Genomic DNA, 23,059 nt, shown 5'->3' on the forward strand with positions numbered 1-23,059 from the left:
GTAAAGGATTGGCAAAGTGATGTGCGTGGTTCATTCGGCGAGACGCTTCACCCAGCGGCGCCACCGCTCCTCGGGTGCATACCCCGCCGCCCGCCACGCAAGGTGCGCGGTCTCGTTTCGCTGCAGCACCATCGCGTCCCCGCGGCGCCCCCCGAGTCGCACGAACCGCTCCTCCGCGGCGGCCAGCAGCGCCGAGCCGACGCCCTGCCGCCGCCGGTCCGGGCGCACCGCCAGCCGGTACAGATGACAGCGCCAGCCGTCGAAGCCCGCGATCACCGTGCCGACCAGTTCGTCGCCCCGATGCGCGAGGATCAGCGCCTCGGGGTCACGGGCGACGAGCCGCTCCACGCCGTCCCGGTCGTCGCTGATGCTCGTGCCCTCGGCGGCCGTCTTCCAGAAGGCCAGCACGGTGTCGAGATCCTCGGGTGCGGCCGGCCGAATCCGCAGATCAGTCATGTGATGATCACATCACCCAGGGCCGCGCCGGACAGGGAATTCCACAATCCGGACGGCTACTCGCCGCGCAGCGCCTCGATGACCGGTGCGAACGCCTCCATGTGGGGCTCCAGAACGGCCAGATACGAGAACCCGTACCGCTCGCGCCGGTCGCGCACCTGCTCGGCGATCTGCTCCACGGTGCCGAGCAGCACGATGGGCAGCTCCAGTGCCTGATCGAGCGTCAGGTCCGTCACCCGCTCCAGCAGCGGCCGCACGGCCCCCGCCCGGTCCTGAGTGACCGCGACCATCTGGATGAGCAGGTTCAGCTCGGCGGGCTCCTTACGGCCCGCGGCCAGCCCCCGGTAGAGCGCCACACGCTCGTCCAGTTCCTCGGCCGTGAGCGGTGCCGACTGACCCGTGCCGCTGCCCGGCACCGAGCGCGCCCCCGCGAACGCCGCGATGTCGGCGTGTTCGGCGGTGAGCCCCAGCATCCGGTCGCCGTTGCCGCCGATGAGCAGCGGCACCCGCGGCTGCTGCACCGGCCGTGGCTGGAACTCCTCGGAGCCGAGCAGCCGCTCCAACTCCTCCACGGTGCACCGCAGATGGTCGACGCGCTCGCGCGGCGAACCGAACGGCAGGCCTGCCCTGTCGTGCTCGGCCTGGACGTATCCGGTGCCGAGACCGAGTTCGAGACGGCCGCTCGTCAGGGCGTCGGTCGTCGCCACCTCGCGGGCCAGCAGCGTCGGATTCCAGAAACCCGTGTTGAGTACGAACGTGCCCACCCGGGGCCGCTCGGTCGCCTCCGCCGCGGCGACCAGCGCCGGGAAGGGCGCGGGCCAGCCCAGGTGGTCGGGGACGAGGATCACGTCGTAGCCGAGTCCCTCGGCACGACGGCACTTTGCGCGCCACTGCTCGGCCGGGCCGGGGCTGAGCAGATTGACACCGAAGCGGAACGGACGCGGCATGAACTCTCCCCACCTTCGGGCGATTTGAGCATGTGAGGCGATTCCGTCACTCGTGTGCGATCGCCGCCAGCACATTCATGCGCGACGCACGCAACGCAGGCAGCAGCGCCGCCACCACGCCCACGACCGCCGCGCCCACCACCACGGCGATGATCGTGCCCCACGGCACCGCCAGCGCCTTCAAGCCCCGCAGCGCGAGCACCTGCTGGGTGCAGACCCCCCACACGAGCCCCAGCGCCAGCCCGAGGACCGCTCCGAACACGGCGATCACCACCGACTCCAGCCGGATCATCCGGCGCAACTGCCGCCGGGCCAGTCCGATCGCGCGCAGCAGCCCGATCTCACGGGTGCGCTCCACCACCGACAGGGCGAGGGTGTTGACCACCCCGAGCACCGCGATGACGATCGCCAGGCCGAGCAGCGCGTACACCAGGTAGAGCAGCACCGAGATCTGGTTGTGCACCAGCTTCTTGTAGTCGGCCTGGTCGCGCACCTGGACCTGGGGGTACGGCGCCAGGGTCTTCCCCAGATGGGAGCGCAGCCGGTCCTTCGGCGTACCGGGCGCGGTGTTCACGTACAGCGCGGAGTCCTGTCCGTCCGGCGCGTACTTCTGGAGCGTCGCCATCCCGAAGAACAGTCCGCCCTGCATGCCGAAGTTCTCGGAGCCGCCCTGGTTGGTGAGCGCGCCGACCCTCAGATCGGTGTGGCGGCCGCCCGGGAACCGGAGCGGGATCGTGCTGCCGACGCGGACGCCGTGGTCCTTCGCGAACGTCAGGTCCATGGCCATGGCGCCGTCCGCGAGCGCGGCAGCCGTGTCGCCCCGGGCATAGGTGATGTGTGCGACGTCGTCCAGCCGCGGGTCGTAGCCGGCCGCGGTCGTCTCCACACGTGTGCCGTCCGGCAGCCGTGCCGCGACGGGCGTGAACCGCTGGCGCACGACGAGGCCGGCGCCGGCCGTGGCGCGGACCCGGTCGGTGATCTCCTGCGGGAAGGGCTGGAAGTTGCTGTTCTGCACCACGAAATCGGCGCCCAGCGTCTTGTCGATCTGCTGGTCGAACGACTTGGACATGGAGGTGCTGGCCACGGACATCCCGGCCACCAGGGCGAGCCCCACCATCAGCGCGGACGCGGTGGCTCCGGTGCGGCGCGGATTGCGCAGGGCGTTGCGCTGGCTCATGCGGCCGATGGAGCCGAACAGGGCGGGGAAGACAGCGCCCAGCACCCGGATCACCGGACGCACCAGCAGCGGGCCCGCGATGACGGTGGCCACGAGCGTGAGGACCACGCCGAGGCCGAGCAGCGAGGCGGCGGGCGCGGTCCTGGTGGCCCGGACGCACCCCGCCAGCGCCGCCACCCCCAGTGCGCCGACGACGGCACCCGCCACCGCGCGGACCCTGAGCGGTCGGCCCACACCGGCGATCTCGGCGTCGGCGAGGGCCGCCATCGGAGAGATCCCGGCCGCCCGCCGTGCCGGCAGGTACGCGGCCACGAACGTGACACCGACCCCGACCACATAGGCGGAGACCGGGGTCACCCAGCCGATCACCATCTCGGTGGACTTGATGTTCATGCCGAACGCGCTCATCAGCCGGATGAGCCCGGCCGCCAGCCCGATCCCCGTGGCGAGCCCGAGTGTCGAGCCGACCAGGCCGAGCAGCAGCGCCTCCGTCAGCACCGACCGGCGCACCTGCCGACGGTCGGCGCCCAGGGCGCGCAGCAGGCCCAGTTCGCGGGTGCGCTGGGCGATGAGCATCGAGAACGTGTTGACGATGAGGAAGACGCCGACGAGTACGGCGATGCCGGCGAATCCCACCATCACGTACTTGATCACGTCGAGGAAGGTGCCGAGCTGGTCGATGTCGGACTTGGCCTGTTCGCCCGCGGTCTTGAAGTCGTAGGCGGAGGACCGCACCCGCGCGGCGACACGCTGTTTGAGCACGTTGTCACTCACACCCGGTGCGGCGTCGACCGCGATGCTGGTGGCCGCGCCGGGCCTGCCCAGCAGCCTGGTCTGGGCGGTCGGGGTGTCCAGGAAGAGCAGGGCGGCGCCCGGATTGGTGGTGGTGAAGGTGGCGATCCCGACGACCCGCACCCTGAAGGAGCCGGGACGCGCCAGCACCGTCAGCGTGTCGCCGGTCCTGACGTGCTTGTGCCGGGCGGTGTCCGCGTCCAGCAGCGCCTCGCCGGGACCCCGGGGTGCGTGCCCGGACGTCAGTTTCACCGGGCTGCGCTTGGTGACGTACCAGTTCTTGGCGATGGTGGGCGCGCCGGTCGTCGGCCCCACGGGAGCGTTCCTGCGGTCGACGACCGTGACGTTGTTGACGGCGACGTCCACATGGGTCGCCGCGACGCCGTCGACCCCGGTCACCAGCGAGGCCAGTGAGGCGGGGAGGGTCGGGGTCACGCCGGTCGGGACCCGGGAGGTGAGGTCCTGCTTGGGGCTCACGGTCACATCGGCGGCCGTGGAGGCGAACAGCCGGTCGAAGGTCCGGGTGACCGTGTCCGAGAAGATCAGGCTTCCCGCGACGAATGCCACGGACAGGAGGACGGCGAGGGCCGAGAGTGCCAGCCGTCCCTTGTGCGCGAGGAAGCTGCGCAGCGTCGCCTTGAGCACGGTGGCCTCACTTCTCGCGGCCGGACGTGTCGTCGAAGGCAGCCCGCACCGTGTCGAACCGCTTCATGCGTTCCAGCACGGTGTCGGCGGTCGGCCGCGCCATCTCGTCCACGATCCGTCCGTCCGCCAGGAAGAGCACCAGATCGGAGTGGGCCGCCGCGCCCGGATCGTGGGTGACCATCACGACGGTCTGCCCCAGGTCGTCGACCGCCTGGCGCAGGAAACCGAGGACCTCCAGCCCCGACCGGGAGTCGAGGTTGCCCGTGGGCTCGTCCGCGAAGATCAGCTCGGGGCGGGAGGCGAGTGCCCGGGCGCAGGCGACGCGCTGTTGCTGCCCGCCGGACAACTGGGCCGGCCGGTGGCCGAGCCGGTCCCGCAGGCCGAGTGTGTCGATCACCTGGTCCACCCACTCCCGGTCGGGCCTCTGGCCCGCGATGTCCATCGGGAGCGTGATGTTCTCGGCCGCGCTCAGTGTGGGGATCAGATTGAACGACTGGAACATGAAACCGATGCGGTCCCGGCGCAGCCGGGTCAGCTCACGATCCTTCAGGCCAGTGATCTCGGTGTCGCCGAGCCACACCTGACCCGCCGAGACCGTGTCGAGTCCCGCCAGGCAGTGCATCAGCGTGGACTTCCCCGAGCCCGAGGGACCCATGACCGCGGTGAAGCGGCCGCGCGTGATGTCCACGTCGACCGCGTCGAGGGCGAGGACCGTCGTCTCGCCCGAGCCGTACGCCTTCGTCAGTCCCCGGGCGCGGGCGGCCGTCCCGTCCGGCTCCGCGCGGCCCCGGGCGTGCTCCGCAGCAGTGGACAAGACCGCCTCCTCGGTCGTGGACGCCGTGACGTCGTGGACGTTCCGCCGTCCTCGTCTGGGTCTTCCAGGTCTTCCCTTTTCCCGTCTTCCCGCGCTTTCCGGTCTTGCCCTGCCGTCGTTCCCCGTCCCATTCCCTTTTCCCTGTTCCGGCCGAGCGTAGTGTGATGCGGAGCACACCCGGTATCCCTCGGGAGTCCAGGCGCGTCTCCGCCACAGGTCGTGCCCCGGATGCCGGTGTAAGGGGCACTCTCCACCCCGTGGTGGAGCCAGGCTGCCCCCTTGCCGACGCTAGCGCCACGGCGCTAGCGTCGGGGTATGGCGAAGACCCAGCTGAACGTGAGGGTGGACGAGGACACCGCCCGAGCCGCCCGCGAACGAGCCCTGGAGCGCGGCATGAGCGTCAACCGCTACATCGAAGAGCTGGTCAAGCAGGACGCGGGGGAGGCGGGTCACACGTTCGTGGAGGCAGCCGCCGACTTCATGAAGCAGTACGAGTCCGTCTTCGCCGAGGAGTTCGGTGCCACCCGCGAGGGCCGGGGCGAGGGCTCGGGAGAGCACCGGAGCGAAGGTCGTCGCTGAGCGTTGAGCAACCTAAGGATCGACCTCGCCTGGCTGCTGATGGTCGCCGAACAGAAGACACCCGGAGATCCCCAGGTCACCGACTGGGGAGCGCTCGTCGCCGCGGTCAGCCGGCACGACGCGGAGATATTCGGCGTCCCCGTCTACGACACCCCGCACGCCCGCGCCGCGGCCCTCCTCCAGCTTCTGCTGCACGTTCCCGCGCTGGAGCGCTCCAACGCGCTGTTCGCGTCCGCGGTCGCCTACGCCTATCTGGTCGCCAGCGGTGTCAAGGTCGTCACCTCCCCGGAGCAGGTGCGCGACCTGGCCCGGCTGGTCAAGGGCGGCGAGGCCTCCGTGAGTGACATCGCGCGGGAGCTGCGGCAGTGGAGTCTGTGACTACTCCCCGCCGCCGGGCCGCCGGGCGGTGCCCAGCACGCAGTACGACGTCGGCAGACGCGGCCCCTTCTCCGGCATCAACAGCCGCCGGTAGGGGCCCAGTTCGAATCCGGCCGTGCGCAGGGCCGCCACCGGGTCCCGGGACAGGTGACAGCCCCCGTTGAGCGGCGGCCACACCGTGCGGTCCAGGGCGCGCTGGGCGTACCGCATCGCGGGCCCGCCGCCCGCGCCGTGCTCGTAGAACCGCAGCGTACCGCCGGGCCGCAGTACCCGTCGCAGCTCACCGAGCGTGCGCGTGAGGTCCCGCACGCTGCAGAGCACCAGGGAGACGACCGCCGCGTCGAAGGCCTCGCTCTTGACCGGCAGCGCCTCCGCCGCGCCCGGCACCACGTCCACCGGGACGTCGGCGCGCAGGGCTGCCTCGACCGCCAAATGCCGCAGCAGCCGCTCGGGTTCGATCGCGACGACCTCCGAGACCGTGCGCGGGTAGTGGGCGAAGTTCAGACCGTTGCCCGCGCCGATCTCGATCACCCGGCCGGACAGCCCGGCCAGGAGCCGGTCCCGGACGGCAGCCATGCCGATGCGTGTCTCGGCGGCGACGGAGATCCGGGCGTAGTAGCGGGCGAAGAGCGGATGGTGCACGGAGTCCCGCGACACCGTGTGGGGTCGGACGGACCGCAGCGGCATGAGCACCTCCCGGATAGGACCGGCCTTACCCGGATTGTCCCCCGCACGCGCCCGGCGCACCCCTGCGTGTGGCCGCGGACGCTTCCGTGTCCCACGGAGTGGACGCCCGGGCCAACTCCGCCGCGCCCTACGGCGCGTGCGCCGAGGCGAACGCCGTCGCCGACCAGGTCCCGCCCAGCGGGGGCGCCAGCCAGCCGGGTGCTCCGGCGCGGAAGTCCGCGGGCGCGTGCGCTCCCGCTCCCGCGGGCAGCGCGCCGAGCAAGGGCGACCCGGTCACCGCAGGCAGGTCGGCGAGGTTGCACCGGGACGCGAGATCGGCCGACTCGGGCCAGCTGCCGATGACCACACCCGCCAGGTCCAGCCCCAGACGACGCAGTTCGCGCGCCGTCAGTTCGGTCGTGTTGAGCGTGCCGAGGCCCGCCGACGTGACCACCAGCACCGGCGACGCCAGCAGCCGCGCGACGTCCGCCAGGGTGCCGTCCTCGTCGTCGAACCGTACGAGCAGCCCGCCGGCCCCCTCGACGAGGACGAGGTCGTGCCCGACGGCCAGCTTCGCGGCGGCCTCCGCCACCTCGTACGGCCGCACGGGAGGCATCCCGGCGCGCCTGGCCGCCGTGGCGGGCGCCAACGGCTCGGGATAGCGCGCGAGTTCACACGTCGTCACGGTCCCCGCGAGCCGAGCCACCTCGTCGGCGTCCCCGCGCTCGTCGGTCCGGACACCCGTCTGCGCGGGCTTGAGCACGGCCACGGACCGGCCCGCCGCGACGGCCACCGCCGCGACGGCGGCGGTCGTGACCGTCTTGCCGATCTCCGTGCCGGTCCCCGTGATCACCAGTGTCGACATGTCACCCTTCCCGTGCCGCCGCGCACACCGCGCGCGCGATGCGTGCCACGTCCGCGTCGCCGGTCACAAACGGCGGCATCGTGTAGACGAGGTCGCGGAAGGGCCGCAGCCACACGCCCTCGCGCACCGCGGCCCGCGTCGCGGCCGCCATGTCGACCTCGTGGTCGAGCTGGACGACACCGATGGCGCCGAGGACCCGTACCTCGCGCACCCCCGGAACGTCCGCCGCCTCCGCGAGCCCGTCCCGCAGACCCGTCTCGATCCGCTTGACCTCCGACTGCCAGTCCTGGCCGAGCAGCAGCTCGACCGAGGCGCAGGCCACGGCGGCCGCCAGCGGATTGCCCATGAAGGTCGGGCCGTGCGCGAGCACCGGCACCTGACCCCGGGAGATCCCCTCCGCCACGCGCGGGGTGCACAGCGTGGCCGCCAGGGTCATGTAGCCGCCGGTCAGCGCCTTGCCCACACACATCACGTCCGGCGTCACGGTCGCGTGGCCCGCGGCGAACAGCGCGCCCGTGCGCCCGAACCCCGTGGCGATCTCGTCGAACACGAGCAGCACGTCGTGCGCATCGCACGCCTCGCGCAGCACACCCAGATATGCGGGGGAGTGGAACCGCATCCCGCCCGCCCCCTGCACCACCGGCTCCACGATCACCGCGGCCAGTTCGTCCGCGTGCCGCGCGATCGCCGAGCGCAGATGGTCCGCGTACGACTCCTCGTACGCACCGGGAGGCGCGTCCGCGAACACCTGGCGCGGGAGCACCCCGGACCAGAGTTCGTGCATCCCGCCCTCGGGGTCGCACACGGACATCGGGTTCCAGGTGTCTCCGTGGTAGCCGCCACGCCAGGTCAGCAGGCGCTGTTTGGCGGGTCGCCCGAGCGAACGCCAGTACTGCAGGCACATCTTGACCGCGACCTCGACCGAGACCGAGCCCGAGTCCGCGAGGAAGACGTGCTCCAGGTCCTCAGGCGCGATGTCGACCAGGAGCTTCGCGAGCCGCACGGCGGGCTCATGGGTGAGCCCGCCGAACATCACATGACTCATCCGCGCCAGCTGCTCGCGCGCGGCCTCGTTGAGCACCGGGTGGTTGTAGCCGTGGATCGCCGACCACCAGGACGACATGCCGTCGACCAGCTCGCCCGAGCCGTCGGCCAGGTGCAGGCGCACCCCGCTCGCCGACTCCACGACGAGCGGCTCCTGCCGTCCGGGCATGGGACCGTAGGGATGCCAGACGTGCTGCCGGTCCAGCGCCAGCAGCTCGTCCACGGACAGATCAGGCATTGGGCGCGATGTCCGTTCCGGCTCCCCGGCGGCGTACGGCGACGAGATCCGTACGGGGCTCGTCCGTCCGCGGGGCGGAGGCGGCACCGGAACCGCACACACCGCCGCCCTCGTGCGATCCGCACCCCGTGCCGTCGTCGGACCCGCACGCCGCACCCGCGTGCGACCCGCATCCGCCGGCCGCGCGGTGTTCCGGCAGCGTCACCTGGTCCGTCCCCTCCACCTCGAACCCGGCATCCGCGATCATCTCCAGGTCCGCCTTGCCCGCCTGGCCCTCACTGGTCAGGTAGTCGCCCAGGAAGATGGAGTTGGCCAGGTGCAGGGCAAGCGGCTGCATCGTGCGCAGATGCACCTCGCGGCCGCCCGCGATGCGCACCTCCACGTCCGGGCACACGAACCGCACCATCGCCAGGATCCGCAGACACCGCTGCGGGGTGAGGCTCCACTCCTTGGCGAGCGGTGTGCCCTCGAACGGGATCAGGAAGTTGACCGGGACCGAGTCCGGGTCCAGCTCCCGCAGCGAGAAGACGACGTCGACCAGGTCCTCGTCGCTCTCGCCCATGCCCGCGATCAGGCCCGAGCAGGCCGACAGACCGGCGGCGTGCGCCTTCTGCACGGTGTCCACGCGGTCGGCGTAGGTGTGCGTGGTGGTGATGTCCCCGTAGGTGGCCTCGGACGTGTTCAGGTTGTGGTTGTACGCGTCGGCGCCCGCGGCGCGCAGCCGCTCGGCCTGGCCGTCGGAGAGCAGACCGAGGCAGGCGCACACCTCGACGCCCTCGTTCTGTTCCTTGATCGTCTTGATGGTGTCGGAGACCCGGTCCACGTCCCGGTCGGTGGGGCCGCGCCCGCTGGCCACCAGGCAGACACGCTTGGCCCCGCCCGCGACTCCGGCCGCGGCGGCCTGCGAGGCGTCGTCCGGCTTGAGCCAGGTGTACTTCAGGATCCCGGCCTTCGAGCCGAGCCGCTGGGAGCAGTAGGAACAGTCCTCGGGGCACAGGCCGGACTTCAGGTTGACGAGATAGTTGAGTTTCACCCGTCGGCCGAACCAGTGGCGGCGCACCTTTCCGGCCGCGGCCACCACATCGAGCACGTCGTCGTCGGAAGTGGCGAGGACGGCCAGAGCTTCCTCGCGGGTCGGCGTCTCGCGCCGCAGCCCCTTGTCCACCAGCGTGTTCAGCAGGTCCATGAGAGCCGATCCTGTCCTAAGGGACCGCCCCGGGCCAAGGAGACTTTGCACAAGAGACGCCGTTCGACGTGTGGGTATTGCCACACCCTGGGCGGCTGGTCGTGCCGCTAGTGTCTGTCCACTGCCTACAAAAGCCCCGGAGGACCCATGGCGTTCGGCTGGATCGACGAGCAGGCGCGGACGCGCCACCGGGCCGGACTCGTCCGCACCCTTCGCCCCCGCGCCGCGGACTCCCCGCTCCTCGACCTTGCGAGCAACGACTATCTGGGCCTGGCCCGCCACCCCGAGGTCGTCGAGGGCGCCGCCCGGGCCGCCCGTCGGTGGGGCGGCGGTTCGACCGGCTCACGGCTCGTCACCGGCACCACGGAGCTGCACGGCGAACTGGAGCGCGAGCTGGCGGATTTCTGCGGCTTCGAGGCGGCCCTGGTGTTCTCCTCCGGTTACGCCGCCAACCTCGCGGCGGTGACCGCGCTCGCGCCGCACGGTTCCCTGGTCGTCTCCGACGCCGGCAACCACGCCTCGCTCATCGACGGCTGCCGCCTCGCGCGCGGCACCACCCAGGTCGTCGCGCACGCCGACCCGGAGGCGGTCCGCAAAGCGCTGGACACCCACCCGGGACCTGCCGTCACCGTCTCCGACACGGTCTTCTCGGTGGACGGCGACGCGGCCCCTCTGGGCCAACTGGCGGACGTCTGCCGGGAGTTCGGAGCGGGGCTGATCATCGACGACGCGCACGGCCTCGGCGTCCTCGGGGACGGCGGCCGGGGCGCCCCGGCCGCCGCGGGGCTCGCGGGCGCCGCGGACGTGGTGGTGACGGTGACACTGTCGAAGTCGCTGGGCAGCCAGGGCGGCGCGGTACTCGGCCCGGCCCCGGTGATCGACCACCTGGTCAACGCGGCCAGGACGTTCATCTTCGACACCGGTCTCGCCCCGGCCGCGGCAGGCGCGGCACTCGCGGCGCTGCGTCTGCTGCGCCGCGAGCCGGAACGCGCCGCACGGGCCCGCGCGGTGGCGAGGGCCCTGCACACCCGCCTCACGGCCGAGGGCCATGAGGCGGTGCGGCCGGACGCCGCCGTGGTGTCGGTGCGGGCGCCCTCTCCCGAGCAGGCCGTCCGGTGGGCGGCCGACTGCCGGGCGGCGGGAGTGGCCGTCGGCTGCTTCCGCCCGCCGTCGGTGCCCGACGGCATCTCACGGCTGCGTCTGACCGCCCGGGGGGACCTGACCGACGGGCAGGTGGAACACGCCGTACGGGTGATCGGCGAGACGCGACCGTGAGTCGGCGAAACGGCCGTGCATCGCGCGTTGGAGGGAGTGACTCGGAAATCGGGTCGGAATTTGGCTCGAAATTGACTCAAAGGGAACCGATTCGCACGGGAGTGATCAGTCCAGTGCGGCCAGGAAATCCTCCCAGGCGTCGGGGGTGAACAGCAGCGCGGGGCCTGTCACGTTCTTGGAGTCGCGCACGGCCACCAGACCCTTGCGGGGGCCGGGGCCCGGACGGGCGGTCTCGACGCAGTTGTTGCATCCGGTGCTGCGGCTGCTGCGCAGCCACAGCACACCGTGCAGGGACGTACTGTCGGGGATGTGCCGAGGCAGTGCTGACACGGGGGTGCCTCCTTACGCGTCGCCGGCCAACGCGGCGATGCAATCCAACGAGTCCTCAGGCGAAAGGGCGTGGATCTGCAGGGAGTCGAAGGCCTCGCAGTAGGCCTGAAGGTCTTCTTTCCGTTCGAGATAGAGGCTACTCGTCAAATGGTCGAGAACAACCACATCCAGATCAGATCTGCTCGGAAATGAGAAGATAACGAAAGGCCCGGTGATGCCGATGTGCGCCCCCGCGGCGAACGGCAGGACCTGGAGCCGCACATGGGGCAGCCTGGCCGCGTCCAGGATCCGCTTCAGCTGGCGTGCCATGACCTCCGGCCCGCCGACCTCCCGCCGCAGCACCGCCTCGTCCAGGACGGCGCTCAGGGTCAGCGGCGGTTGTGCACGCAGTACGTCCTGACGGGCCAGCCGGACCTCAACCAGGGCGTTCAGCTTCTCGTCCTCCAGGGTGCCGACCGCGGCCCGGGTCACGGCCCGAGCGTACTCCGGCGTCTGCAGCAGTCCCGGCACCACGGAGGTCTCCAGGGTGCGCATCGCGCTCGCCTGCGACTCCAGGCTGATGAAGTCACGGTAGGTCGGCGGCAGCACCCCACGGTAGGCATGCCACCAGTTCTGCCGGCCGCCGCCGTCCTCGGAGCCCGCCAACGCCAGGAGGAGTTCCCGCAGTTCGGGATCCCCCGCGCCGTACGCGTCCAACAGCAGTCGTACGTCGGCCGGTTTGACCCCGCTGGCACCCGTCTCGATCCGGCTCACCTTCGACTGGTGCCAGCCGACGCGGGCGGCCGCCTCGCCGCTCGTGAGACGCGCGCGGGAGCGCAGGGCGCGTAATTCGGCGCCCAGTTTGCGACGGCGCACCGCTGGTCCGTACTGCATGGCCGACTCCTTCCGCACGGCGCGCGGTTTTCACGGCGACGGTAGAGGATGGCCCCGAGGCACGCCCAAATACGGTCGGTCGTCGGAGAGTTCACCGCTTCGAGCGACAGATATATGCATATCTCGGGGGAACGCACCCGGCGGGGCCCGGGTGATGGCAGTCTGGCGCGAAGCACCAAGTCCGGGACCGTTACTCGAACCAACCGCTCCGTGTCGGACTCCGGTCCCGTGGGAAAGGGACGACCTCGCCATGGCAGACCATCAGGAAGCATCCGTCACTCTGCCGAGCGACCCCGCCTCGGTCTCGGCCGCGAGGCAATACGTCTCGGGCGTCCTCGTCGAATGGGGCCTGCCGAGCGACGCCGAAGTCGCGGACACCGTCCGCCTGATCGTGTCCGAACTCGCCACCAACGCCGTGCAGCACACCTTCGGGCAGTCACCCACGTTCACGGTCGATCTGGCCCTCGACCGGGACGAGTTGCTGCGCATCGGTGTCACCGACAGCCACCCTCGTTTTCCCAAACGGCTACCGGCGGCAGTGCAACAGGACAACGGCCGGGGAATGGTGATCATCCGATGGCTGGCAGCGGAGGGCGGCGGCACGGTGAGTGTGCGGCCCACCCGGGAGGGCGGAAAGACGGTCGCGATCGAACTGCCGTGGACCGCGCCGGTGCAGCCGGTCACGACAGCGGGACAGCAAGAGCCTTGAAGCGTGGTTCCATGGTCTCGGCGAGGGCGAGCCGGCCCGTCTGCGCCGCCCCGCCGGGCGGCCACAAGGGCTGGGCGCCGCATTCGACCGTGGACGCGCCCCTCCCGGTCCCCTGAAGCAGTGCTCGGCACATACCCGCGATGTCAGGCCTATTTGCTGATGATTCGGCGAGGGTGCCGCGCGGACCCGCCCCGCACGGGCCGCGCAGGCGGTCACGGCGGTCACCGGGGGCGATCCGGCGGCTCCGGGCCCGGAGCCCCTCGTCGATCCGCCCTGACGACCGCCCGCCGGGCCGCCCAGGGCAGTACGCGCCACAGGCCTACGCACACCAGGAGCGTCCCCGCGCCCGCGGCGACGCCCGTTGCGCGGCCGAGCGACACGTCCACCACCAGCAGCACCGACCCGGTGAACGCGAGGGCCAGCACCGCCAGCCCGACGGTGGCGAGTCGGGAGGAGATCCGCACGATGGCCGGTTTGACGTTCTTCTGGAAGAGCGCGCGGTGCAGCGCGGCGGGAGCCGTGAAAAGAGCCGCGGCCAGCATGGCGAGCAGGAGCGTTGTGACGTACGTGGCGCGCTGGACCGTGTCGAGGGACGGGAAGCGCTGGGTGAAGGCAAGGGTCAGCAGGAACGCGAAGAGGATCTGCACTCCGGTCTGGGTGACCCGCAGCTCCTGCAGCAGCTCGGCGAAGTTGCGGTCGGCGCGCTCCAAGGGCGTCTCGTGTCGTGTCGGGCGGGGAGGTCGGTCGGCCATGGTGAACGAGTAACCGTTCCGGCGCTCCCCACGCGTCCACGGGGTGACGGCGCACCGACGCCGTCACCCCGTCGGCCGGTCAGCTGACCCGGCCGTACCACACGCTCCTGGTCCAGATCGTCTCGAGCCTGACCACGGACCCGGTCTTCGGGGAGTGCCAGATCTTTCCCTTCCCGGCGTAGATGCCGACGTGGTAGATGTTCCGGCCCGAGTGGAAGAACACCAGGTCTCCCGCCCTGCGCTGCGAGGCGGAGATGTGGTGCGTCTCGTTGTACTGCGCCGCGGCCGTACGGGGCAGCGTCTTGCCGGCCTTCTTGTAGGCGTAGAGGGTGAGCCCTGAGCAGTCGAAACGGCGGGGTCCGGTGGCGCCCCACTGGTAGGGGGAACCCTGCTTGGACGCGGCGATCTGAAGCGCCCTGGTGGCGGGCGAGGCGGCCGCCGCGTCGCCCGCGGCGCCTGGAACCGCGATACTGCCGCCGACGGCGGCGATGGTGAGAGCCGAGGCGGTACCGGCCCTGGTCAGCAGCGACGGGACACGATTGAGCGCAGTCATGCGCAACCCTTCGTCAGCCGCCTGTGAAGGATGACCTGTCGGATTCGGGCTGGCGAAGTTGCCCGGCCGCTCACGCGGCTTCACCCCAAGGACCGTCCGGATCTCTCCGGGGGTCCGCCTTGCTGGGTCCTCCACTCCTGCCGATCCACTCCTGTCGACCGGTCATCCGGGCGGCGGCAGGACTCGGCGTCCGCCCGGACCGCCCCGCCGCGGTGGCGGGGGCTTGTCGTCAGGAAGGGATCTTCACCCACCGGCGGTGGAAAATCACAATGGAATCGGAGGTTTGTGGTGTTACTCACCAACCACTCGTTCGGGTGGACAGCCCCTTGTTCGAGGGATGTTGAGAGGGTGAACGAGGCTCGGACCTGCGGCGAAGCGCTCCATCGTGCCCTTGGACTAGGTGCGTTGGGCAACTCTCCCGGGCTCTCGAATGGATGCGTGTCTACTCCGGCCGGGGGTACACCGTTCGGCCCGTTTGTGTCGGGGCGCCCGACGCACGCGCCCCGTGCATGCCGTGTGCGGCGCGGTTCGCGTCAACTGTCAGGTTCGGGCGGTACTGTCACTTTCCGTCAGCCGCTTTCGGTCGGTGCCCTGGTGATGCGCTCACCCCGCTCCCGGCGGCACCGTGACCCGGGCCGCGCGGCGTTCGCCGTCGAGGAGGCGGAGGGCGCGGGCGAGGGTGGGGCCGTGCAGCTCGTTCTCGCCACGTTGGTGCATCAGGGTCAGCGCCTCGCGCAGGGCCACCGCCTTGGTCACCAGGGCCTGGGCGGCGCGCAGTCCGCGGTAGGTGTCCCCGGAGTGCGCGGGGTTGATGCGGCCGAGCAGGTCGACCACGTCGAGGTAACGGTCGATCAACTCCGCCTCGGCGCGGGTCAGCGCGGGCAACGGCGGCAGTTCGGGAGGCAGCATCGGCGGCTCACCTCGCGCCAGGCGCGGTGCTTGACGCCTTGCGGCTGGAGATGACGCGGTCGACCAGGCCGTACTCCACGGCCGCCGGCGCGTCGAGGATCATGTCCCGTTCGATGTCGGCGGCGACCCGTTCCGGGCTCTGCCCGGTGTGCCGTACGAGCATCTCCTCGAGCCGCTTGCGCGTGCGCATCAACTCCTCGGCCTGGATGACCAGATCGCTGGCCTGTCCCTGCACCGGCTCCGGCAGGGAGGGCTGGTGGATCAGCACGCGCGCGCCGGGCAGCGCGAGCCTCTTGCCCGGTGTTCCCCCGGCGAGCAGAACGGCGGCGGCGGACGCCGCCTGCCCGAGGCAGATCGTCTCCACATCGCAGTTGACGTACTGCATCGTGTCGTAGACCGCGGCCATCGCGCTGAACGAGCCGCCGGGGGAGTTGATGTACAGCGAGATGTCCCGGTCCGGATCCAGGTACTCGAGGTGCATGAACTGCGCCATGACGTCGTTGGCCGACGTGTCGTCGACGGGCGTGCCCAGGAACACGATCCGCTCGTCCAGCAGCTTCGCGTACGGGTCAAGGGTCCGGTGGCCGTAGCTGGTGCGCTCGGTGAACTCGGGCAGGACATAACGGGCCGTCGGTGGGTTCATCGGCATGCTTCTCCTCGGAAGTAGCTCCTGTAAAAAATGTACAGGATGTACGCTCTATGAGGTGAGGAGCATGCTGAGAGCGAAACGGTGGGCACCCCTCCGTTTCGACCGGTAGGGGCCGGGTCGACCGGAGGGGAAGCGGTCCCCTGGCAGAACAGGATCTTTCGCGCATTCGGGCCCTCGGGCCCCGGTCTAAGCTGGAGCACATGGCCTACGAGATTCCGGTGACGCAAGCCAGGGCTGAGCTCGCCGATCTGATCAACCGCGTGGTGTACGGCGGCGAGCGCGTCGTCGTGACGCGGCACGGCAAGCCTCTCGTCGCCCTGGTCTCCGCCGCCGACCTCGAGCGGCTCGCCGAACTGGACGCCACGGAGGAGCAGGTGATCAGCTCGGTCTCCGGCGTCCGGGAGGTTGCCTCGGCCCCGCGCGAGCGCCACCGTTTCGGGATCGCGGCCGAGCACCGGGGGACCGGCACGTCCTGAGGCCGATCGGGGCCGCACCCGTCGGGGCGGCGGCGTCGGCGGGGCGAGCACGGCACGGACACCGCGGGGCCGGGTCGGGGTGACGAGCGCCCACGCCGGTGGCCCGTTCCGCTGGAGCGGCCCGGCGACGAGCGTGCTCGCGGCGCGGGTGGCCGAGCCCCGGAGCCCGGCGCGGTGACGGCCACGGCGCCGTATACGGTCGGGTCCTTGCTCGCGTCCTGGGTGGCGCCTCGGCAACCCGAAGGCGGGGCCGGAATGCATCTGCGCGCCGCCGGAGCCGCCCGGCGTGCGGGACCCGCGGTCGGGAGCCCGCCGGGATCACAGCTCGGTTAACTTGTTCGAAACTCGGTCCAACTAGCCTGCCCATCCACGCCACCAGGCACTATGCCCCGTGGCTGAGGCAACCGGACCCCGCACGGTCCGGAGCGAGGACTGTGAGGTGGGACGTGCAACTGACCCCGCACGAGCAAGAGAGGCTGCTGATCCACGTGGCGGCCGACGTGGCCGAGAAGCGCCGGGCCCGCGGCCTCAAGCTCAACCACCCCGAAGCCGTAGCGCTCATCACGTCGCACATCCTCGAAGGCGCGCGGGACGGGCGCCCGGTCGCCGAGCTGATGGCGTCCGGGCGCAAGCTGCTCACCCGGGACGACGTGATGGAGGGCATCCCCGAGATGATCCACGACGTCCAGGTCGAGGCGACCTTCCCGGACGGCACCAAGCTCGTCACCGTCCACGATCCGATCGTCTGACGGGGAGCGGCCGCCATGATTCCCGGAGAGATCCTGTTCGCGGACGACCCGGTCGTCTACAACGAGGGCCGTGAGGTCACCCGGCTGACCGTACTCAACGCCGCCGACCGGCCCGTCCAGGTCGGCTCCCACTACCACTTCGCCGAGGCGAACCCCGGCCTCGACTTCGACCGCGTGGCCGCGCGCGGCAAGCGGCTGAACATCGCCGCCGGCACCGCCGTGCGCTTCGAGCCCGGGATCCCCGTCGCCGTCGAACTCGTCCCGCTGGCAGGCACCCGCGTCGTGCCCGGTCTGCGCGGGGAGACCGGAGGTGCCCTCGATGCCTGAGATCTCGCGCGCCGCGTACGCCGACCTGTTCGGCCCCACCACCGGTGACCGCATCCGGCTCGCCGACACCGACCTGATCGTCGAGATCGAGGAGGACCGCTCCGGGGGCCCGGGGCTCGCCGGTGACGAGGCCGTTTTCGGCGGCGGCAAGGTCATCCGGGAATCCATGGGCCAGTCGCGTGCCACGCGCGCGGACGGCACCCCCGACACCGTCATCACCGGTGTCGTCATCATCGACCACTGGGGCATCGTCAAGGCCGACGTCGGCATCCGCGACGGCCGGATCAGCGCCATCGGCAAGGCCGGCAACCCGGACACTATGGACGGCGTCCACCCGGACCTGGTGATCGGCCCGGAGACGGAGATCATCGCGGGCAACGGCCGGATCGTCACCGCCGGTGCCATCGACGCGCACGTCCACTTCATCTGTCCGCAGATCGCCGACGAGGCGCTCGCCGCGGGCATCACCACGCTGGTCGGCGGCGGCACCGGACCGGCCGAGGGTTCGAAGGCGACCACCGTCACACCCGGCCCCTGGCATCTGGCGCGGATGCTCGAGGCGATGGAGAAGTACCCGGTCAACGTCGGTCTGCTCGGCAAGGGCAACACCGTCTCGCACGAGGCGATGCTCTCGCAGATCCGCGGCGGAGCCCTCGGCCTCAAGCTGCACGAGGACTGGGGCTCCACGCCGGCCGTCATCGACGCCGCCCTGACCGTCGCGGACCGCACCGGTATCCAGATCGCCATCCACACGGACACGCTCAACGAGGCCGGGTTCGTGGGCGACACGCTCGCCGCGATCGACGGCCGCGGTATCCACGCGTACCACACCGAGGGCGCGGGCGGCGGGCACGCGCCGGACATCATGACCGTGGTCTCCGAGCCGTATGTGCTGCCCAGCTCGACCAACCCGACCCGGCCGTTCACCGTCAACACCGCCGAGGAACACCTCGACATGCTGATGGTGTGCCATCACCTGAACCCGGCGGTGCCGGAGGACCTGGCGTTCGCCGAGTCACGGATCCGGCCCTCCACCATCGGCGCCGAGGACATCCTGCACGACCTCGGTGCCATCTCGATCATCTCCTCCGACTCCCAGGCCATGGGCCGGGTCGGCGAGGTCATCATGCGGACCTGGCAGACGGCGCATGTGATGAAGCGGCGACGCGGGGCGCTGCCGGGTGACGGCCGCGCGGACAACCACCGCGTACGTCGCTATGTCGCCAAGTACACGATCAACCCGGCGCTCGCGCAGGGCCTCGCCCATGAGATCGGCTCCGTCGAGACCGGCAAGCTCGCCGACCTCGTGCTGTGGGAGCCCGCGTTCTTCGGGGTCAAGCCTCACCTCGTCGTCAAGGGCGGCCAGATCGCGTACGCGCAGATGGGCGACGCCAACGCGTCGATCCCCACGCCGCAGCCGATCCTGCCCCGGCCGATGTACGGGGCGATCGGGCGGGCGCCGGCGTCGAACTCCGTCAACTTCGTCGCGCCTGCGGCGATCGAGGACGGGCTGCCCGAACGGCTCCCGCTCGGGAAGAAGTTCGTGGCCATCGAGTCGACACGCGGCGTCACCAAGGCGGACATGTGCGAGAACGACGCCCGTCCGCTTGTGCGGGTCGATCCCGACAGCTTCGCCGTGCACATCGACGGAGAGCTGGTCGAGGCGGCTCCGGCCGTCGAACTTCCCATGGCCCAGCGCTACTTCCTCTTCTGATGTCCCGCGCCGCGCTTCTCGTACTGGCCGACGGCCGCTTCCCCGCCGGAGGGCACGCGCACTCCGGCGGGGCCGAGGCGGCCGTGCGGGCCGGGCGCATCACCGGGGCCGCGAGCCTGGAGGAGTTCTGCCGGGGGCGGCTGCACACCGCGGGTCTCGTCTCCGCCTCGCTGGCCGCGGCGGCCGCGCTCGGCGCCGACCCGGCGGCCCTTGACACCGCCGCGGATGCCCGTACACCCTCGCCCGCGCTGCGCGTCGCCGCGCGCAGGCTGGGGCGGCAGCTGATGCGGGCCGCCCGGGCGACCTGGCCCTCCGGCGAACTGGACGCGTTGGCGGGGGAGTTCCCCAAGGGGGCGCATCAGCCGGTCGTGCTCGGGCTGGCCGCCCGGGCGGCCGGGCTGGGGGCCGATGACGCGGCGCACTGTGTGGCCTACGAGAGTGTAAGTGGTCCCGCCACCGCGACGGTGCGGTTGCTGAGTCTGGACCCCTTCGACGCCACGGCTGTGCTCGCCCGGCTGGCGCCGGAGCTGGACCGGGTCGCCGACCAGGCCGTCCTGGCCGCACGGCGGACGCTCGACGACGGGGTCGACGCCTTGCCTGCGGCTTCCGCGCCGCTGCTGGAGATCAGTGCGGAGGCGCATGCCGCATGGGCGGTACGTCTGTTCGCGTCCTAGGAGGTTTCCAGCGTCCCTGCCGCTGTTCCCGTCCCCGCCCCCGTCTCCTTACCCGGGGGCGTGTCCCCAGAAATGCCTGGAGCCGTGATGATGCACCTCGACCACACCCACGACGGCCCCACCGCCGTCAGCGCCGACGCGCAGCGGCCCGACGGTACCCGCCGGGCCCTGCGGATCGGGCTCGGCGGTCCCGTCGGATCCGGTAAGACCGCCACCGTCGCCGCGCTCTGCCGGGCCCTGCGGGACCAGATCTCGCTGGCCGTCGTGACCAACGACATCTACACCCGCGAGGACGCCGAGTTCCTGCTGCGCGAGGCCGTGCTGCCGCCGGAGCGGATCACCGCCGTCGAGACGGGAGCGTGTCCGCACACCGCCATCCGGGACGACATCTCCGCGAACCTCGAAGCCGTGGAGGATCTGGAGGACGAAGCCGGACCGCTGGATCTCATTCTCGTCGAGTCAGGCGGGGACAATCTCACCGCCACCTTCTCCAAGGGGCTCGTCGACGCGCAGATCTTCGTCATCGACGTCGCGGGCGGGGACGACATTCCGCGCAAGGGCGGTCCCGGTGTCACCACCGCCGATCTGCTCGTCGTCAACAAGACGGACCTCGCCCCGTACGTCGGGTCCGATCTCGCGCGCATGGCCGCCGACGCGAAGGCCCAGCGGGCCGAGCTGCCGGTGGTCTTCCAGTCGCTGCGGACCGGGGACGGTGTCACCGGCGTCGCCGACTGGGTGCGGGCGCGGCTCGCCGCGTGGGCGGCGTGACCACGGGAGTACGGGCCACGGCGCGGATCGTGGCGCGGGACGACGGCAGGGGCGGCACCTCCCTGCCCGTACTGGCGGGCGAGGGTCCGCTCGCCCTGCGCCGTACGCGAGGGAGCGGCGACGAGGCCCGCGTCATGATCGTCGGCGCGATGAGCGGGCCGCTAGGCGGAGACCACTTCACGGTCCAGGCGGAGGTGGCGAAGGGCGCTCTGCTCCACGTGGGATCGGCAGCCGCCACCATCGCCCTGCCCGGTCAGGCCAAGGGCGAGGCTCGCTACGACGTCCGCCTCCACGTGGCCGCCGGGGGCGAACTGCGCTGGCTGCCCGAGCAGTTGATCTCGGCCCAGGGAAGTGAGCTTTACGTCTCCTCACGTATCGACCTCGCGCACGGTGCCCGCCTGATCCACCGTGAGGAACAGGTCCTCGGGCGTGCCGGTGAGCAACCCGGAAGGCTCACCAGCCGTCTCACCGTACGGGTGGGCGAACGGCCGTTGCTCGACCAGGAGTTGGCCTGCGGACCGGGCGCCCCCGGTGGATGGGACGGGCCCGCGGTGCTGGCGGGGCACCGGGCTATGGGGCAACTCGTCGTCGTACGGCCCGAGTTCGAACGCGATCCGGTGCAGCCGCAGCAGATGGGGGAGTACGCCGCCCTCACCCCGCTCGCGGGCCCCGCGGTGCTCGTCACCGCCCTTGCGCCGGACGCGCTGCAGCTGCGCCGGGTGCTGGACCAGGCGCTGCAGGCGCTGACCTGAAACGGTCTGTCCGTTCAACGAATATCCACATACCGGTTATCGGATTGGCAACGAATGCCAGGCCCCCCTGTTCTCAGGGACCTCACAGCCGCAAGGATCCCCGTACCGATCGACCAATCGCAACCATGTACGGGGAGGCCCCACTTGAGGGGATTGAGACCGACAAGACGAGTGACTGCGCTCGGCTCCGCGGGGGCATTCGTCACGGCCACGCTGATAGCCGGCGCCATGGCGGCACCGTCGGCCACCGCCGACTCGCGCCACGGTCAGGACCGCGAGGCCCGCGGCGCCGCGATCGCGGCCGCACGCGCCGCCAAGGCCGGGATCGACTGGCAGGACTGCCCGGCCGACTGGGGGCTCGAGAAGCCCATCCAGTGCGGCTGGGTCACCGTTCCGCTCGACTACGCCCACCCGAACGGCAAGCAGATCAAGCTCGCCGTGGACCACATCGGGAACACGGGCACCAAGGAGGACCGCCAGGGCGCTCTCGTCTACAACCCCGGCGGCCCCGGCGGCTCCGGCCTGCGCTTCCCGCGCCGGGTCACCACCAAGAACGCCATCTGGGCCAATGTGGCGAAGGCGTACGACTTCGTCGGCTTCGACCCGCGCGGCGTCGGCCACTCCGCGGCCATCTCCTGCGCGGACCCGCAGCAGTACGTGAAGGTGCCGAAGGCGGACCCGGTCCCCGACTCCGAGGCCGACAAGCTCGCCCAGCGCAAGCTCGCCCGTGAGTACGCTCAGGGCTGCGCCGAGCGCACCGGGCGCGCGATGCTCGAGCAGATGACCACGCCCAACACCGCGCGCGACCTGGACGTGATCCGTGCCGCGCTGGGCGAGAAGAAGCTCAACTACCTGGGCGTCTCGTACGGCACCTACCTCGGCGCCGTCTACGGCACGCTCTTCCCGGGCCACCTCCGCCGCATGATCGTCGACAGCGTGGTCAACCCCTCGCGCCGGAAGATCTGGTACCAGGCGAACCTCGACCAGGACGTCGCCTTCGAGGGCCGCTGGAAGGACTGGGAGGACTGGGTCGCGGCGAACGACGCCTCCTTCCACCTGGGCACGACCCGCGATGCGGTCCAGGCGAAGTGGCTCGAGTTGCGCGCGACGGCGAAGAAGAACCCCATCGGTGGCGTCGTCGGCCCGGCCGAACTGATCTCCTTCTTCCAGAACGCCCCGTACTACGACTCCTCGTGGGTGTCGACCGCCACGGTGTTCGGCAAGTACTACGCGGGGGACACCAAGGCGCTCGTCGACGCCGCCGCACCCGACACGTCGAACACGGCGGGCAACATCACCGCCGAGAACGGCAACGCCGTCTACACGGCCGTCGAGTGCACCGACGCCAAGTGGCCCACGAACTGGCAGAAGTGGGACCGGGACAACACCCGGCTCAACACGAACTACCCGTTCATGACGTGGGCGAACGCATGGATGAACCTGCCGTGCGCCACCTGGCCGGTCCGGCAGCAGACCCCCGTGAACGTGGGGACGGGCAAGGGCCTGCCGACCGTGCTGATCGTGCAGTCCACGCGGGACGCCGCGACGCCGTTCGACGGGGCGGTCGAACTGCACAAGCGCTTCAAGGGTTCCCGTCTGATCATCGAGAAGGACGCGGGCTCCCACGGCGTGACCGGTCTGGTCAACCCGTGCATCAACAGCCGGGTGGACACGTATCTGCTCACCGGCAGGACGGACGACGCCGACGTGACGTGCGGGCCGCACGCCACGCCGAAGCCGTAGTCGTACGCACGCGTCATCC

Annotated in this window: 26 protein-coding genes and 1 riboswitch; of the genes, 12 read left to right on the top strand and 14 right to left on the bottom strand. The window is 71.1% G+C overall.

Going from position 1 to position 23,059, the window contains the following annotated elements:
- Positions 1-30 precede the first annotated feature (30 nt).
- The 4 genes from AAW14_RS18945 to AAW14_RS18960 are packed head-to-tail and all read right to left on the bottom strand — an operon-like array spanning position 31 to position 4,831.
- The gene (locus AAW14_RS18945; protein ID WP_265565055.1) at positions 31-456 is read right to left on the bottom strand and encodes a GNAT family N-acetyltransferase; all 426 of its coding nucleotides are present in this window, start codon (positions 454-456) and stop codon (positions 31-33) included.
- Positions 457-512: 56 nt separating this feature from the next.
- On the bottom strand, positions 513-1,403 hold the full coding sequence (locus AAW14_RS18950) for an LLM class F420-dependent oxidoreductase (protein WP_265565056.1): 891 nt from the start codon (positions 1,401-1,403) through the stop codon (positions 513-515).
- A gap of 46 nt (positions 1,404-1,449) precedes the next feature.
- Positions 1,450-4,017, bottom strand: coding sequence for an ABC transporter permease (locus AAW14_RS18955; protein WP_265565057.1), 2,568 nt, complete (start codon positions 4,015-4,017; stop codon positions 1,450-1,452).
- A gap of 7 nt (positions 4,018-4,024) precedes the next feature.
- Entirely contained in the window at positions 4,025-4,831 is an 807-nt protein-coding gene (locus AAW14_RS18960) for an ABC transporter ATP-binding protein (RefSeq protein WP_265565058.1), read from the bottom strand.
- A 315-nt stretch (positions 4,832-5,146) separates the two neighbouring features.
- On the opposite strand from AAW14_RS18960, the gene AAW14_RS18965 reads away from it, so the two are divergent.
- Both AAW14_RS18965 and AAW14_RS18970 read left to right on the top strand, forming a co-directional pair.
- Positions 5,147-5,410: a toxin-antitoxin system HicB family antitoxin gene (locus tag AAW14_RS18965; RefSeq protein ID WP_265565059.1), complete on the top strand. Its 264-nt coding sequence runs from the start codon at positions 5,147-5,149 to the stop codon at positions 5,408-5,410.
- 3 nt (positions 5,411-5,413) lie between these two features.
- On the top strand, positions 5,414-5,788 hold the full coding sequence (locus AAW14_RS18970; protein WP_265565060.1) for a fic family toxin-antitoxin system, toxin component: 375 nt from the start codon (positions 5,414-5,416) through the stop codon (positions 5,786-5,788).
- On the opposite strand, the gene AAW14_RS18975 is transcribed toward AAW14_RS18970, so the two are convergent.
- From AAW14_RS18975 to bioB, 4 genes are all read right to left on the bottom strand, one after another.
- The gene (locus AAW14_RS18975; protein WP_265565061.1) at positions 5,789-6,475 is read right to left on the bottom strand and encodes a class I SAM-dependent methyltransferase; all 687 of its coding nucleotides are present in this window, start codon (positions 6,473-6,475) and stop codon (positions 5,789-5,791) included.
- Positions 6,476-6,602: 127 nt separating this feature from the next.
- Entirely contained in the window at positions 6,603-7,319 is a 717-nt protein-coding gene (bioD, locus tag AAW14_RS18980; protein WP_265565062.1) for a dethiobiotin synthase, read from the bottom strand.
- A 1-nt stretch (position 7,320) separates the two neighbouring features.
- The gene (locus AAW14_RS18985; RefSeq protein WP_265565063.1) at positions 7,321-8,601 is read right to left on the bottom strand and encodes an adenosylmethionine--8-amino-7-oxononanoate transaminase; all 1,281 of its coding nucleotides are present in this window, start codon (positions 8,599-8,601) and stop codon (positions 7,321-7,323) included.
- Positions 8,594-9,787 carry a biotin synthase BioB gene (gene bioB, locus AAW14_RS18990; protein ID WP_265565064.1) on the bottom strand — a complete coding sequence of 398 codons (1,194 nt, stop codon included), beginning with the start codon at positions 9,785-9,787 and terminating at the stop codon, positions 8,594-8,596. Before bioB ends, AAW14_RS18985 begins: the two co-directional genes overlap by 8 nt.
- Before the next feature lie 147 nt (positions 9,788-9,934).
- On the opposite strand from bioB, the gene AAW14_RS18995 reads away from it, so the two are divergent.
- Positions 9,935-11,062, top strand: coding sequence for an 8-amino-7-oxononanoate synthase (locus tag AAW14_RS18995; RefSeq protein WP_265565065.1), 1,128 nt, complete (start codon positions 9,935-9,937; stop codon positions 11,060-11,062).
- Positions 11,063-11,167: 105 nt separating this feature from the next.
- Here AAW14_RS18995 and AAW14_RS19000 read toward each other — a convergent pair whose 3' ends face one another.
- Together AAW14_RS19000 and AAW14_RS19005 are read right to left on the bottom strand one after the other, a co-directional pair.
- Complete coding sequence (locus tag AAW14_RS19000) at positions 11,168-11,392, bottom strand: DUF397 domain-containing protein (RefSeq protein WP_265565066.1); 225 nt, start codon at positions 11,390-11,392, stop codon at positions 11,168-11,170.
- Positions 11,393-11,404: 12 nt separating this feature from the next.
- Positions 11,405-12,265: a helix-turn-helix domain-containing protein gene (locus tag AAW14_RS19005; RefSeq protein WP_265565067.1), complete on the bottom strand. Its 861-nt coding sequence runs from the start codon at positions 12,263-12,265 to the stop codon at positions 11,405-11,407.
- Positions 12,266-12,515: 250 nt separating this feature from the next.
- Here AAW14_RS19005 and AAW14_RS19010 point away from each other — a divergent pair, with 250 nt between their 5' ends.
- Complete coding sequence (locus tag AAW14_RS19010; RefSeq protein ID WP_265565068.1) at positions 12,516-12,974, top strand: ATP-binding protein; 459 nt, start codon at positions 12,516-12,518, stop codon at positions 12,972-12,974.
- 221 nt (positions 12,975-13,195) lie between these two features.
- Here AAW14_RS19010 and AAW14_RS19015 read toward each other — a convergent pair whose 3' ends face one another.
- The 4 genes from AAW14_RS19015 to AAW14_RS19030 all read right to left on the bottom strand — a co-directional run bounded on the left by AAW14_RS19015 (position 13,196) and on the right by AAW14_RS19030 (position 15,831).
- The gene (locus AAW14_RS19015) at positions 13,196-13,726 is read right to left on the bottom strand and encodes a DUF6328 family protein (protein WP_265565069.1); all 531 of its coding nucleotides are present in this window, start codon (positions 13,724-13,726) and stop codon (positions 13,196-13,198) included.
- A 79-nt stretch (positions 13,727-13,805) separates the two neighbouring features.
- Positions 13,806-14,279: a C40 family peptidase gene (locus AAW14_RS19020; RefSeq protein ID WP_265565070.1), complete on the bottom strand. Its 474-nt coding sequence runs from the start codon at positions 14,277-14,279 to the stop codon at positions 13,806-13,808.
- 3 nt (positions 14,280-14,282) lie between these two features.
- A riboswitch (cyclic di-AMP (ydaO/yuaA leader) is annotated at positions 14,283-14,478 on the bottom strand.
- A gap of 404 nt (positions 14,479-14,882) precedes the next feature.
- Positions 14,883-15,188, bottom strand: coding sequence for a hypothetical protein (locus tag AAW14_RS19025; RefSeq protein WP_265565071.1), 306 nt, complete (start codon positions 15,186-15,188; stop codon positions 14,883-14,885).
- Positions 15,189-15,195: 7 nt separating this feature from the next.
- Entirely contained in the window at positions 15,196-15,831 is a 636-nt protein-coding gene (locus AAW14_RS19030; RefSeq protein ID WP_265565072.1) for an ATP-dependent Clp protease proteolytic subunit, read from the bottom strand.
- Positions 15,832-16,037: 206 nt separating this feature from the next.
- Between AAW14_RS19030 and AAW14_RS19035 the strand changes: the two genes are divergently transcribed.
- The 8 genes from AAW14_RS19035 (at position 16,038) to AAW14_RS19070 (ending at position 23,040) form a co-directional block, all read left to right on the top strand.
- On the top strand, positions 16,038-16,313 hold the full coding sequence (locus AAW14_RS19035; RefSeq protein WP_265565073.1) for a type II toxin-antitoxin system Phd/YefM family antitoxin: 276 nt from the start codon (positions 16,038-16,040) through the stop codon (positions 16,311-16,313).
- Between the two features lie 446 nt (positions 16,314-16,759).
- Positions 16,760-17,062, top strand: a complete 303-nt coding sequence (locus tag AAW14_RS19040) for an urease subunit gamma (RefSeq protein WP_265565074.1) — start codon at positions 16,760-16,762, stop codon at positions 17,060-17,062.
- A gap of 15 nt (positions 17,063-17,077) precedes the next feature.
- Positions 17,078-17,389 (top strand): urease subunit beta, encoded by a 312-nt coding sequence (locus AAW14_RS19045; RefSeq protein ID WP_265565075.1) that lies wholly within the window; start codon positions 17,078-17,080, stop codon positions 17,387-17,389.
- On the top strand, positions 17,382-19,103 hold the full coding sequence (locus AAW14_RS19050; protein WP_265565076.1) for an urease subunit alpha: 1,722 nt from the start codon (positions 17,382-17,384) through the stop codon (positions 19,101-19,103). The genes AAW14_RS19045 and AAW14_RS19050 overlap by 8 nt, the downstream gene beginning before the upstream one ends.
- On the top strand, positions 19,103-19,777 hold the full coding sequence (locus tag AAW14_RS19055; protein WP_265565077.1) for an urease accessory protein UreF: 675 nt from the start codon (positions 19,103-19,105) through the stop codon (positions 19,775-19,777). Before AAW14_RS19050 ends, AAW14_RS19055 begins: the two co-directional genes overlap by 1 nt.
- Positions 19,778-19,867: 90 nt before the next feature.
- Positions 19,868-20,545 carry an urease accessory protein UreG gene (gene ureG / locus AAW14_RS19060; RefSeq protein WP_265565132.1) on the top strand — a complete coding sequence of 226 codons (678 nt, stop codon included), beginning with the start codon at positions 19,868-19,870 and terminating at the stop codon, positions 20,543-20,545.
- Entirely contained in the window at positions 20,533-21,297 is a 765-nt protein-coding gene (locus tag AAW14_RS19065) for an urease accessory protein UreD (RefSeq protein WP_265565078.1), read from the top strand. Before ureG ends, AAW14_RS19065 begins: the two co-directional genes overlap by 13 nt.
- 144 nt (positions 21,298-21,441) lie before the next feature.
- On the top strand, positions 21,442-23,040 hold the full coding sequence (locus AAW14_RS19070; RefSeq protein ID WP_265565079.1) for an alpha/beta hydrolase: 1,599 nt from the start codon (positions 21,442-21,444) through the stop codon (positions 23,038-23,040).
- The last annotated feature ends 19 nt before the right edge of the window (positions 23,041-23,059 follow it).

The organism is Streptomyces hygroscopicus (assembly GCF_026168105.1).
Taxonomy (GTDB): domain Bacteria; phylum Actinomycetota; class Actinomycetes; order Streptomycetales; family Streptomycetaceae; genus Streptomyces; species Streptomyces hygroscopicus_D.

Excerpts from the sequence above, each read along its gene's own strand:
- AAW14_RS19045 (WP_265565075.1), top strand. The coding sequence starts at position 17,078 with ATGATTCCCGGAGAGATCCTGTTCGCGGACGACCCGGTCGTCTACAAC.
- AAW14_RS19055 (WP_265565077.1), top strand. The coding sequence starts at position 19,103 with ATGTCCCGCGCCGCGCTTCTCGTACTGGCCGACGGCCGCTTCCCCGCC.
- AAW14_RS18965 (WP_265565059.1), top strand. The coding sequence starts at position 5,147 with ATGGCGAAGACCCAGCTGAACGTGAGGGTGGACGAGGACACCGCCCGA.
- AAW14_RS19005 (WP_265565067.1), bottom strand. The coding sequence starts at position 12,265 with ATGCAGTACGGACCAGCGGTGCGCCGTCGCAAACTGGGCGCCGAATTA.
- AAW14_RS18975 (WP_265565061.1), bottom strand. The coding sequence starts at position 6,475 with ATGCCGCTGCGGTCCGTCCGACCCCACACGGTGTCGCGGGACTCCGTG.
- AAW14_RS19015 (WP_265565069.1), bottom strand. The coding sequence starts at position 13,726 with ATGGCCGACCGACCTCCCCGCCCGACACGACACGAGACGCCCTTGGAG.
- AAW14_RS18985 (WP_265565063.1), bottom strand. The coding sequence starts at position 8,601 with ATGCCTGATCTGTCCGTGGACGAGCTGCTGGCGCTGGACCGGCAGCAC.
- bioD (WP_265565062.1), bottom strand. The coding sequence starts at position 7,319 with ATGTCGACACTGGTGATCACGGGGACCGGCACGGAGATCGGCAAGACG.
- bioB (WP_265565064.1), bottom strand. The coding sequence starts at position 9,787 with ATGGACCTGCTGAACACGCTGGTGGACAAGGGGCTGCGGCGCGAGACG.
- AAW14_RS19020 (WP_265565070.1), bottom strand. The coding sequence starts at position 14,279 with ATGACTGCGCTCAATCGTGTCCCGTCGCTGCTGACCAGGGCCGGTACC.
- AAW14_RS19030 (WP_265565072.1), bottom strand. The coding sequence starts at position 15,831 with ATGAACCCACCGACGGCCCGTTATGTCCTGCCCGAGTTCACCGAGCGC.
- AAW14_RS19025 (WP_265565071.1), bottom strand. The coding sequence starts at position 15,188 with ATGCTGCCTCCCGAACTGCCGCCGTTGCCCGCGCTGACCCGCGCCGAG.
- AAW14_RS18995 (WP_265565065.1), top strand. The coding sequence starts at position 9,935 with ATGGCGTTCGGCTGGATCGACGAGCAGGCGCGGACGCGCCACCGGGCC.
- AAW14_RS19050 (WP_265565076.1), top strand. The coding sequence starts at position 17,382 with ATGCCTGAGATCTCGCGCGCCGCGTACGCCGACCTGTTCGGCCCCACC.
- AAW14_RS19035 (WP_265565073.1), top strand. The coding sequence starts at position 16,038 with ATGGCCTACGAGATTCCGGTGACGCAAGCCAGGGCTGAGCTCGCCGAT.
- AAW14_RS18945 (WP_265565055.1), bottom strand. The coding sequence starts at position 456 with ATGACTGATCTGCGGATTCGGCCGGCCGCACCCGAGGATCTCGACACC.
- ureG (WP_265565132.1), top strand. The coding sequence starts at position 19,868 with ATGCACCTCGACCACACCCACGACGGCCCCACCGCCGTCAGCGCCGAC.
- AAW14_RS19010 (WP_265565068.1), top strand. The coding sequence starts at position 12,516 with ATGGCAGACCATCAGGAAGCATCCGTCACTCTGCCGAGCGACCCCGCC.
- AAW14_RS18950 (WP_265565056.1), bottom strand. The coding sequence starts at position 1,403 with ATGCCGCGTCCGTTCCGCTTCGGTGTCAATCTGCTCAGCCCCGGCCCG.